Genomic DNA, 12,087 nt, shown 5'->3' with positions numbered 1-12,087 from the left:
AATTTTTATTTGTTATAACCGTCAGTTTGTTCCAAACTAGGATTTCTATCAATCTGTATCTTCGGAATAGGTGAATATAAGGGAACAGTGGTACCACTCAGATTAGGCACCTCACCATAGACATCTATGGTACCACCAAAATGAAATCTCAACAGATCAGGCCACCGCTTAAGTTCGAGATAGAATTCTCTAAATCTTTCTTGGAGGATAGCCCGTTCAACAGCAATCTTTTCTGCCGAGCCGGTATAATCTCCAATTTTGGCTCTTGCTCTTACTTTATCTAACTCGTCAATCGCTTCGCCTGTACGGTTTAAAGCAGCCAATGCTTCGGCTTTGAATAAAATCATTTCGGCTAGACGATAGACTACAATATCAGAATCATAATAACGATTTCCAGTATTTATACTTCCTCTCATCTTGTTGTCAAACCAACCAATACTAACATTTCCGGGTGCGATAGCTTCAATAATAGATTTTGACCTCCTGATATCAGAGGTATATTCACTAAAAGCATTTCGTAGTTTAGGTGATGGAGCATACTGACTTCTTGCACCGCTTCTTGCAAAAGCAATATCATTTACATTGATAGCATTCTGGACGAAAACATCTCTCGGTTTTAAACGGCTACTGTAATGATCCCCTTTCTCATCCCGTTGCATATAAATCGAGAATATTATTTCTTTGCCATTTTTACTTCCATCTTCAAAGATCTTTCCAAAATCTTCTTCTAAACTCGTTCCTACCTGGGCCGCATCTGCTGCAATGATAACCTCTTCTAAATCTGTATCTGTTCCGTTCAAAACCTTTGCTTTCCATAGTAGCACATCTGCTTTCAAAGCATAAGCTGCTGGTTTAGAAGCCCTGCTTTTATTTTTAAATCCATTTTCGGGAAATAACTCAATTGATTTAGATAAGTCGCTTAAGATCTGCACCATGACTTCATCTTTAGGTGATCTAGGTAACTGCTCTTTATTATCATTCTCTGTGGGCTCTAGCTCCAAAGGCACATCGCCCCAGATACGTAACAAACTAAAATATGTATGTGCGCGGATAAAATAAGCTTCGGCTAAAATACGGTTCTTGTCAGCCTGTACTCCAAAATCTATTTTATCGGAATATTTCAACAATAGGTTACAATGCTGAATAACTCCGTAAAAACCAATCCAGTTTGGAGCATTCTGATCTGTCAAATTTTGATTCCAAGCATTAGAAGGGCCTCCTTCCATGCCAGGGACAAAGGAATCTCCACGGTCTTCGAAGTAATTGGTATTGTTGTTCAGATTTCGAAACTGATCATAGACACCGAGAAGATAGCTTTCCATATCTCCTTGGTTTTGCCAATAATCGTCATTCGTAATATCAGAAATCGTATCGACCTCCAATAATTTTTCACAACTGGTGAATAGGAAGACGCCCATGATAAGCGTGTATATTTTAATATATTGTCTCATGTGTATTAGATTAAAACTATTTGAACTTAAAAAGTAGCGCGCATGCCAAAATTAATCTGCCTTGGCCGTGGATAAGTACCGTAATCGGCACCATCGAATATTTCTGGCATCATGCCATCATATTTTGTCAAATAACCCAAATTGTATACTCCACCGAAGAATTCAAGTCCTTGAATCTTAGCCTTACTTAAAAAAGCAGCTTTTAGACGGTAACTTAATGATACCTCACGGAAGGCTAAATAATCACCTTTTCCATAATAACGGCTATTATTGCTACCGCCACTGGCATTGCCTAATCCATTGTCCCATCTCATATGATTTCTGAAATTATAATCGAAATCACTTTGAACAGTATATTTCGGATATTTTGCGTCGTGTCCTTCGCCCTGCCAACTCTCTGTCATGGCTTCTTTAAAAGCATTATTGTTGTTGCGACTGCTTCCCATCACATTTCCTTTGAAACCATTGTCTATTACATGCCCCACGGACCAATCAACAACAACTCGTAATGAAAGTCCTTTATAAGAAAAATTATTAACCATCCCTCCCATTTTATCTGGTCGGATGTATCCCATAAAAACCATATCATTATTATCAAGAACACCATCCCCATCCAAGTCTTCAAAAATGGCATCACCAGCAGTCTTTGTTCTTCCTGAAGCATTTCGATCCAAAGGCGCATTTGCAGCCTCAGCATCTGTCTGATAAACCCCTTGATAATGATAAGCCCAACGCCCTCCAAATCGTTCTCCTTCTGCCAATCCACCTACTTTTCTATAATCTCCTAATGCAGGATCATATACATAATTTCCATTTATACGATTCTTATCCTCTTCATTGGCTGGTAGCTTCACCACCGAAGAACGATTGAACGAGAAAGTTGTACTCAGGTTCCATTTAAAATTGTCATTGCTAATAGGGGTAGCCTGCAACTCAACTTCAAACCCACGATTACGGATAGAACCGTAATTGCTTTTTATAGAACCAAAACCAAGCTGAGAAGATAGGGGCTTGTCAAACAGTCTATGATCTGTGACTTTATTGTAGTAATCTACCAAAACTGTGAGCCTATCATTAAACAGCCCCAAATCTAAACCTGCATCGAAGGAAGTCGTTCTCTCCCAGACTAAACTATTATTCATGAGAACAGTATTCAAAATCCCTACCTCGCCCATGTAACTATATCCAGTCGCATAACGTCCACGAGAATCCAATGGGTTGATATTATTATTCCCTGTTCTGCCCCAACTGGAACGAAACTTTAATTTGGATAATGGAGTATTGGCCAGCGTCTGGAAGAAATCTTCCCGATGCACATTCCATGCTGCTGACATACCTGGAAAATACCCCCATAGCTTGTCTTTAGCAAACTTAGAGGATCCATCCATCCGCATACTAGCAGACAGTATATATTTTCGGGCATAGTCATAGTTGGCACGGGCATAATAACTCAACATAGCCTCATACCCCTTAGTCGTTGTAATACGCTGTGTCAATTCCGAAGTTGCATTCAATGTAGGGATATGGTCGGTTTTTGCCTCCCGTCCACTCCCACTCATACGGTAACTATAATCGTGATAATAACTTCCGCCAAGAATTGCGCTGAAATTATGTAGATCAGCAAATTGTTTATCATAAGACAACAAGCCATCGGTTTGAATATGTCTATCAAAGTTATGTCGGGCTGAAGCAGGCCTGTTTGTCACTGTTTCATTATAAGCTTCAAAGTAATTCTCTATTCCCTCTGATCCAAAATAATACACAGACGGCTTAAATGAAAGCCCTGGTATAATATCCCAATTAGCACCAAGTTGAAAGCTGGTACGATACACCTCAACATCATTATATTTCGTTTTGTAATAGATTTCGTGCAGACGATTTCTAAAGGATGAAACTCCTTCTCCAGGTGCTGGCAGACCATTTTCATAATATTGTCTGTAGGTCGGCGGTGTCAACACACTCCTTGATAATACCCATTCATAGTTATTAGGCGAATTGTCATCTCGCTGCTGATAGGTAAATTTTGTATTTATACTCCATCGGTCACTCAATTTGAAATCGCCATTAAATAAAGCACTATAATTTTTGTAATTGGTCCCTCTCACTATGCCGTCCTGATTCAAATATCCTAGGCCAAAGTAATACTTTGCTCTTTCGGTTCCCCCGCTGATATCGAAATCCACCTCCTGTTTGCCTCCTACTTGAAATGTAGCATCCTGAAAATCATTGTTTTGAAAAACAAGCTTCTTTCCAGTCACTGGATCAGTCATAGTTTCCCAACCTTGGTTTTCCAATAAATCGGCAACATATTCTTGTCCATAATTTTGAAGGTATACATCTAGAAATTCTAATGTATTTCTAGAATTACGTGGATTACCAGTAGACATACCATATCGACCACCAGTGAGATAAAAGTCTGGATTTGATTTATTAAAATCGATCGTATTCTTACGTGATAGATACACATAATCACGTGCATTCAGCAAAGGCAAACGACTCATCTGCTGCTCTACCCCATGCGTATACCGTACGTTTATAGTAGGCTTACCGAGTTTACCGGTCTTGGTAGTTACTATAATAATCCCATTTGCTGCCCTAGCGCCGTAAATCGCTGTTGAAGCCGCATCTTTCAAAACCGTAATCGATTCGATATTATCGGGATTCAAATCGTTTATACTACGTGTCCCTTGCGAAACTAGTCCGTCAACTACAAATAGAGGCGCATCACCTTCGGGAGAAGTCGAACTACCGCCCCGTATAAAGACCTGCGGGCTGGAACCAGGCTGACCATTTGACACTTGTAAAGACAGTCCTGCTACTTTGCCTTGCAACTGAAGCATAGGGTTTTGTCCTGGAGCTTTGTCAAACTCTTCCTTGCCTATATGGGTAATTGAGGCAGCAACAGTCTCTCGACTCTGCTTACCATACCCCACCACCACTACTTCATCTAGAGTTGCTTCATCTTTCTCAAGCGAAACATCTAGGTTTCTACTATTCTGAACAGCAACCTCCTGAGATTTAAAACCCACAAAAGTAAAAACAAGGATGCCCTGCCCAGAGGGCACTTTAATAGCGTATTTCCCATTACTGTCTGTGGCCGCAGTAATTGTTGTATTTTTTAATCGAATACTAACCCCTGGTAAGACGCGCCCATCTTGACTTGAAATAACTTTGCCTATTACCCCGAAATCAGATTCCTGAGCGAATACAATCGAAGAAAGTAAAAACAAGAAGAGAAATAGTACGCTGGTAACGTTTCTTTTCATTTTAATTTGGTTTATAATTTATGTTTATATGTTCTACATAACAAAAGTAGAAAATTATGTAAGAAAACCAAAAATTAATTTTTTATTGGATGTGCACGCACCAAATGTTGATTTTTCTGTTAAGACTTTCCCAATTGCCGAAGTATAATCCAACCTAAAAGACTTCTAGTCCTTTCGTACAACAACCTAAAGAACCCTATGCTGGATCGATCAAAAATCTCAGATCAGCTTTTGCTCTATATCAGATGTACACACCAGTTTAAAATCTTTTAAAATTTATTGATTGAACAAAACCTTATCTTTAGTATGTAGAACCAAACAAAAACAAGTCTAAGACAATTATGAATAAAATAAACCTTTTTTCCATTTGTAGTCTTTTATTCTTTTTGTCATGTAACCAGGCAACAGAGATAAATACAGATATAACAACCATAGTCGCTGGCACTTCCAAAATAACAGGAAGTATCATTACTCCTGATGATTCTCACATGGATAGTATCATGGTAACTATTAGCCTAACACATCCAATTTCGGGGGAAAATGTTAGACAAGAAATTTTGGTTGACCAAAAAGGCAAATTTTCACTGGAATTTAATACAGAAACCGAGACTTCTTTAATAGGCTTATCCACCAGTGTAAATCCTTATAAAGTACTCTACATCAAATCAAGAAACAATGATTCTACTTACATTGATATAGTTTATAACTCAAACCGCGATTTCAAAAATATCGAGATTGCCCCTGCGATGAATAAATATGATATGATGCAGTCCTTGGTGGTTTTAAACAAGATGATCGATCATAGACCTACTGATCCAAATTGGGTGTATCCGCGACTCTATGATAAAGGTACCGATGAATTCTTGGACTATGCTAAAAATAATGTATTCAAAAAATCTGCATTATTCGTAGATAATGACGAATTGCTTTCCAAGGAGTTTAAAGATATTATCGTTAAAGATTATCGTTTATTCCTATACACAGGGCATGTCTTCGATTACGAAAGAGAGATGAAACATAATTATCGTAACGCAACTCGGGACACAACTGGTAAACCTAACATCCAAAAGATCGATCGGTCCTATTTTCGCTTTTTGAAAGACTTCAATCTCAACGACGCTCAATGGGAATACATGATGGATTATTTCGGATTTGAGGGCATTCCATCCTATTTAGTGTACAACAGGAAAGGAATTCTAATCAATAAATTCACTGGTTTCCCTGGAAATGACACCTTAAAAGGAATGATTAACGAGGCGTTGAAATGAATTAAGTCCCCTCCTTTACTTTCCACTCATTACCTTCTTTGTATATAGTAACTGGTCCTCCCAGGTCTCTAGGGTCAGGCGTTTCTTTGAGACCTGTCCAATCATCATAATAAAGGGATTGTTGAATATTCTTAATATAAGAATCATACTGCTCGTTCGCCTTCTCCGTAAAAAGAAAAAAATAATTAACAAAACCACGGTCTTTCTTAGATAGATATAGCGCTCCAAAATGGTCATATTTACCTTCATAGACCTCTTCCTTTTTAAGTTTCGCAGTGTAGACAATGACAGAATCTGCATTAAAAACCTCCTTAGCTTTATCATTTGGCCAATAATCAACATAGTTCAACCAGTTTTGCTTGGCACTGTCTCCATAAAGCAATTTAATCTGATGCCGTATATTGTCTATATGCCTAATACTTGGAGACATATTAGCACCTGGAAACAGACTATTAATCCGTATAGAATCTTCTTTAGTAGAGATTCTAAATATTCGAAAAAACGAAATAAACTCGTCATCATCAGAGATAATACCTTGTGCAGGATTTCCCATTAACTGCCTTAATTTGAGATTTTCTTTAAAGGAAGAGGACTTTGGGATATAAGTTTTGAATTTTTCGGGAAGTTTGTAATTAAGGCCCATGGTCCACAATACTCTTTCATCTGTCGCTTGCCCACACAGCATATTGACAAAAAACACAAGAAAAACACCTATATATATATATTTCAACATAGTCTTAAGAATGAAATTAATACACTCTCCTATTAAACCATTATTCTTGAGATAACTAAGAAACGAGACTCACAGGGTACAGCATCATCCAAAGTGTCATAAACAAACATTAATTGATTGTCACTACAGTAGCCACAGCACGTTGCTTTGCCCCATTAGGGTTAGGAGCGCTTGGTGTATCGACCTCTCCCCCTTTTATCAACGGCTTGCCATTGATAAGCATACAGCTCGACCCTCCCCCATCAAAATGGAGCACATCATAACAACCGAGCTTGACCAATTCTCTTCCTACTTCCTCCCAGGTATATCCTCCCAATCCATCAAAGCCATTGCCCTGATTGACATAGACAATCATTTTGTTGTCACTCGTCAAGCCAACAGCAGAGCGTGGTCGATTGGCCGAACCATCTCCTGTAATAAGTTCTTGCTTCATCTTTTCAAAAGGCACAACTTTACCATCTTTAGCAGCAATAGGCCCAGCACCAGAAGCCATATAAGCATTCCAAATACGACCGTTGGCAGGGAAAACCAGTGAGGGCTTGGATAACGGGGTCTCTCCTTCTATATTTGCAGCTGGAGCAGGATAGGCATAGGTCGGCGCATTGATGCCGTCTGTATACACCCAATTGATTTCCAAAGCCCCATTTCTCTCCATACCGATCGCTGAGCGAGTCATATAATATGTTTTTCCAAGCCTATCTGTCGAGGTTGTATTGTGCCGTACCGTAGTCCCCTCTTGAATCAAGAGACTGACGCCATACATCCCCTGTACATCGGAATACGTAAAATAGCCCGAATTGATAAGAATAGTAGGTTTTTGTGCAGCTGGCAATTGTTCGTAAAATAAGGATGGAGTCTTGACTCCAGAGGCTCCCCCAATGACATTGAACTTAGGATCCTTGGCAAGATCTACCAGTGCAAAATAAGCAATCCCTGCCTTTCCCTGCATGCTGATATTCTTGAACAATTTGATGTGCGTAGGTAGCTCACCAAATGAGGCATCTTCGGTCCAACCGCTATAATCTGCTGCCTTGACCTCGCCCGTAATCGTATATTTTTGTTGATGGGTATTATTATTGATATTTAATGAATACGGAGCTAATAAATCAAACGTAGACTGTGCTGTATTGAGCCGGACTTTGCCTGCTAGCTGAAAATCCAAACTCATTTTTTTGAGCTGTACCGGATGGGCAAAACTGATGACAATCTTCCTATTGACATCATCGATTTTGACGGTAGCATCGGGATAGTTTTTTACCTTTATATTGATAAAAGGCTTGTCTACCGGAACTTCCTTATTTTCGGTCTTAGGAGTCGTCGTTTCTTCTCCCGTTTTTGACTTGCTGCATGAAACAGCAAATAAAACTGCGCATAATAAAAACAGTTTAATTACAACATTTCTTTTCATTTTCATACAATTTGACGATCATTAATTTATGTTTTTAAAAACGTATTTTCCAGGTTCTAAGACTATGATGCTATATTCCGCTTGCGCTGGAAGGGTACGTACTTTTGCCTTTTGCTGCAGAACTAAAGTACCGTCCTCTTTGGGTATCTTGAGCAATGCTGTGGTGTTGGGAGGCACAGCAATATCGAGCGTAAGCGTACCGTCCTGCCGCGTCCAATGGCTCTTGATAGGCCCCATAGGAGATATAAAGTCAGTCTTTGCCCACGCTATATCAGTATCTGTCGCTTTTGGAATCTGTATATCAAAAGTCTTATACCCAGGTGATGAAGACTTTATTCCGGATAGACCATCTATATACCAAGCTCCGGGATAGAGAAATGAACTGTGCAATAAAGAATGTCCTCGGAGATCTTTTTCCCACATCTCCCAAATGGTCGTAGCATCATTGTCACGCATATAACCCCAACTCGGATAAGCAGTCTGCTTCAGCATACTGTATATAAGATCATTCCGATGTATCGAACGCAAATACTTAAACAATAGGGCTCCACCTGTAATACCGGCATGAATATGTCCCTTCCTTTTGACCAGAATTTCATATTCCAGCTGCTGCTGCACCTTTTTGATATCTTCTGCAGGCACTACTTCGGCTAAGAGTGCCAGGGATTGATTGGACATAGAACCGTCGGCATAGCTATAGTTTTTGTAAAAATGAGCGTTGATGGCTGTTGAGGTTTTCTCGGCTTGCGCCAGCCATATTTCAGCCTGTTCTTCATTTCCAATTTCATGGGCTATCAAGGCTGCTGTACGAAGATTATAAACCCGATACAGGTTATTGAAACATATATTTTCTGGCTTCTTATTGTTCATTCCTTCGGCAGTAGCATTGGGCCATAACCAATCTCCCAAGAAATCCCAATCGCCACCATAGGGTTTTAAGAGATCATCCTGAACATGTCCCTCTAAAAAATTCAACCAACCCTTGATCAAATCAAAATTGTCCTCTAATATTTGCTTATCGCCATACTGTTGATAATAGCTCCAAGGAAGAGTAACCACAATCCCACCCCAAGCTGGACCTCCTCCGCCCCAATACGTGGGGGCTGTATGGGGAAGGATCCCCGTATTAAAGACCCGACCACTGCTCGTTTTCTTTCTGGCCCATTGAGGATCATTCATATTCCCGACCATGGGTTCGGTGCCCTGTACATCCTGCCAATCTTCCATCCACTTCGCATAAAAGGACGCCATCTTGTAGTTCAGCATCCCAGTCTCGGTAGTAGCATGTGCATCTCCTCCGTAGCCCATCCGTTCGCGCTGTGGACAGTCTACGATCATCCCACCTAACGATAGATTATCAAAGGTCCAAAGGGTACGATCGTATATCCAATTCTGAAGACTGTCTGAGCATACAAAAGAACTAGCCGGAGCATATCCTGTACGGATAGCCCATCCTTTAATATCTTGAAGGCTGGGTTTCGACTCGGCGCCCTTAATCGTGATCCAACGTCCCGAGCTGTAATTGAATCTGTTTTTAAACGTCCCTACTCCAGAAGCATCCACAATATAGGCACTCCGATTGTTAAACGTCATCTCGTCCTGCCGACGCTCGGAAAACAGAAAATCTATCCGCTTCTCAGGAGCTCCTTTGACATTGATCTGGGTCCAACCCGCAAAATTTACGCCCATATCCACACGGTAGTCTCCATTGGGCAATGCCTCTATAGCGACTGGATTTATTTCTCGGAACAAGACATTCCCTTCGACCTGCTGGGCTGACAACTGCACATGAGGGTAATAGACTGTTGCTCTTTTCCAGGATCGATCATCGTAACTTGGCTGGTTCCAATTTGGCACTTCGAGATTCGCATCGTACACCTCGCCACCAAAGTTGCGCGGTGACCAATTGCCCAGCAGCTTATTGGGACTCGGATGCGTCTTCCAGCTTCCATCGGTCTTAATCACCCCGATGACCTCTCTCGAAGCATTATAAAGACTAGCTTCTGCCCGTACCATGGCTCCCCGCGGCCTGTCATCTCGCACATAGGGTGCATAGATAGACCAACCTGCTCCTAACCAAAACGAAATCGTATTCGAACCTTTGCGTAACGCTTTACTGATATCGTAACCGATGTAACGGGCTCTCTTACCATGATCTGTCGCCGCCGGTGCCAGTACCGGGTTCCCGATCTTCTGCCCATTGACATATAGCTCATGAAAACCTATAGAGGCAACGAAAATACGTGCGTCAGATGGTTGTTCCTCCAGATATATATTCTTGCGGAACCAGGGATCGTATACGTTATAATCGGTCTGACTGGCATCAAAGACTTCGGATGTACCGATCCAGTCAGCAGTCCAGTCGGCATTAGAGAACAGTCCAGTCACCCATTTACCAATAGGGCTAAAATCAGACATCTTGCCTTTTTCATCCTTGACAGCTACGCACCAGTAGTACTTTCTGTCGGGATGCAACTTCTTTCCCAAATAGACAATATGCTGTGTAGCATCCGACTCAACCCATCCGCTGTCCCATACATCGGCCCGACGTTGGCTCAAAGCGACAGAGTCCTGATCGACCAAAATCCGATAGGCTGTCTGCCGCTGTCCATAACGACTCTTGTCCGTGGCGCGAAGCTGCCAGCCAAGCTTAGGAGTCAAATCATCGATTCCTATGGGGTCTGTCAGGTAGGCACAGGTGAGATGGCCAGGAACAATAGATGCGACAGAATTTGCTGCCATCAGGCGTCCCTGACAGCAGCAAATCATGATAAAAAGAATAATTTTAAATCTATGCATTATAACTCTTGTTTATAGATCTACGGCTCTTCCATAAGCCTCGACCTCAGCCAGATGACTGTATTTCTGTGGACCAGCGGTCATATAGATTCTAAAATACCGAGCAGAAATTGAGGTCTGCGGTAGAAAGACCTGAGGATCATCAATATCTGCAAATGTAAAACTGCCATGATCGGTCCAATCCGTTCCATTATTGCTACTCTGAATAATAAACTTGTTAAAATCTTCTTTATTAAACTTCCCAGGACGCGCAGTAAGCACGATCTTCTCGATGAGAATCTTTTTCTTCATATCGTATGCCAACCAATGCGGGAAAGGCACCATTGTCCCAGTGTGTTTGCTATGCCAGAATGTATTGACATCGCCGTCTAAAGTTTTTTCGGGAGGACCACCTCCTACTGGTATCTGCGCAGTCGCTTCAAAGGAACTCGCAGTAACAGTCCATAAACGACGGTCCAAAGCCATAGTAGGTATCCTACGGTCCAAAGCGACACTAAATGTATCAACACTCAATTCGTTCGGAAGAAACAGAGCCTGGTACTGATAGCCGTTGGAGAAAGTATCAAAATCATCAATAAACGTTTTCTTTTCTGTCGAAGGAATTACAACCGTTTTCTCGTTTCCCTGATTGCTACGGTAAATGATACGTGTACCTATCATACCATTCTGGGTGTCGGGGGTACCCCAATTTATAGAAAGTCCCTCATTTTCCAAGATCTTGTCTTCCACAATCACACTATTGGACAGATAAGAACTATAGACCTCGCCATAGACAATACCCTGCACCTCAAGCGGAACCGAGCGACGCATCTCTCGATCATAGGTATAGACAACGAAGTTATAGTTACCTTCATTAAGCGGCTGTATACTGAGCGAGGAGGAATCCTTACGTTCTGTGATATCCATCTCGACCGAGTCTTTATAGTTATTCCAAAATACACGAACTTTATTCACTGCCGGGTCTTTTGTATTACGCCAGCCCAAAACGACACGATTGTGCCCTGAATGCGCCACTATAGACTGTATTTTACCCGGATATTTTGATCCATTCGGGACAACATGCTCCGCATAGATATCGTGCATATCTTTACAGCCTGATATAGCCAACGACACTAATAATAATAGGCATCCAACTAGTTTTTGTTTCTTTTTCATCAGATAA

At 41.1% G+C, this 12,087-nt stretch carries 7 protein-coding genes; 1 reads left to right on the top strand and 6 read right to left on the bottom strand.

All coding sequences use genetic code 11. The features are described from left to right. Positions 1–5: 5 nt before the first annotated feature. Positions 6–1,451: a RagB/SusD family nutrient uptake outer membrane protein gene (locus M472_RS27070; protein WP_021068966.1), complete on the bottom strand. Its 1,446-nt coding sequence runs from the start codon at positions 1,449–1,451 to the stop codon at positions 6–8. Positions 1,452–1,477: 26 nt separating this feature from the next. Then, a complete protein-coding gene (locus M472_RS27065; protein ID WP_021068965.1) occupies positions 1,478–4,717 on the bottom strand; it encodes a SusC/RagA family TonB-linked outer membrane protein in 3,240 nt (1,079 codons plus the stop codon). Between the two features lie 341 nt (positions 4,718–5,058). On the opposite strand from M472_RS27065, the gene M472_RS27060 reads away from it, so the two are divergent. Beyond that, a complete protein-coding gene (locus tag M472_RS27060) occupies positions 5,059–5,985 on the top strand; it encodes a TlpA family protein disulfide reductase (protein ID WP_021068964.1) in 927 nt (308 codons plus the stop codon). A 1-nt stretch (position 5,986) separates the two neighbouring features. Here M472_RS27060 and M472_RS27055 read toward each other — a convergent pair whose 3' ends face one another. The 4 genes from M472_RS27055 to M472_RS27045 all read right to left on the bottom strand — a co-directional run bounded on the left by M472_RS27055 (position 5,987) and on the right by M472_RS27045 (position 12,080). Beyond that, the gene (locus tag M472_RS27055; protein WP_021068963.1) at positions 5,987–6,718 is read right to left on the bottom strand and encodes a hypothetical protein; all 732 of its coding nucleotides are present in this window, start codon (positions 6,716–6,718) and stop codon (positions 5,987–5,989) included. A gap of 109 nt (positions 6,719–6,827) precedes the next feature. Continuing rightward, on the bottom strand, positions 6,828–8,126 hold the full coding sequence (locus M472_RS44345) for a phosphodiester glycosidase family protein (RefSeq protein WP_158499869.1): 1,299 nt from the start codon (positions 8,124–8,126) through the stop codon (positions 6,828–6,830). A gap of 21 nt (positions 8,127–8,147) precedes the next feature. After that, a complete protein-coding gene (locus M472_RS27050) occupies positions 8,148–10,925 on the bottom strand; it encodes a family 78 glycoside hydrolase catalytic domain (protein ID WP_081643083.1) in 2,778 nt (925 codons plus the stop codon). Between the two features lie 12 nt (positions 10,926–10,937). After that, the gene (locus M472_RS27045; protein ID WP_158499868.1) at positions 10,938–12,080 is read right to left on the bottom strand and encodes a DUF4998 domain-containing protein; all 1,143 of its coding nucleotides are present in this window, start codon (positions 12,078–12,080) and stop codon (positions 10,938–10,940) included. Between the last annotated feature and the right edge of the window lie 7 nt (positions 12,081–12,087).

This window comes from Sphingobacterium paucimobilis HER1398, from assembly GCF_000416985.1.
In the GTDB taxonomy this organism is placed as follows: Bacteria; Bacteroidota; Bacteroidia; order Sphingobacteriales; family Sphingobacteriaceae; genus Sphingobacterium; species Sphingobacterium paucimobilis.
This window is presented reverse-complemented; position numbering and strand designations above follow the sequence as displayed.

Bases quoted from the DNA above. Each gene is read 5' to 3' on its own strand.
- M472_RS27060 (WP_021068964.1), top strand. From the start codon at position 5,059: ATGAATAAAATAAACCTTTTTTCCATTTGTAGTCTTTTATTCTTTTTG.
- M472_RS44345 (WP_158499869.1), bottom strand. From the start codon at position 8,126: ATGAAAAGAAATGTTGTAATTAAACTGTTTTTATTATGCGCAGTTTTA.
- M472_RS27065 (WP_021068965.1), bottom strand. From the start codon at position 4,717: ATGAAAAGAAACGTTACCAGCGTACTATTTCTCTTCTTGTTTTTACTT.
- M472_RS27050 (WP_081643083.1), bottom strand. From the start codon at position 10,925: ATGCATAGATTTAAAATTATTCTTTTTATCATGATTTGCTGCTGTCAG.
- M472_RS27045 (WP_158499868.1), bottom strand. From the start codon at position 12,080: ATGAAAAAGAAACAAAAACTAGTTGGATGCCTATTATTATTAGTGTCG.
- M472_RS27055 (WP_021068963.1), bottom strand. From the start codon at position 6,718: ATGTTGAAATATATATATATAGGTGTTTTTCTTGTGTTTTTTGTCAAT.
- M472_RS27070 (WP_021068966.1), bottom strand. From the start codon at position 1,451: ATGAGACAATATATTAAAATATACACGCTTATCATGGGCGTCTTCCTA.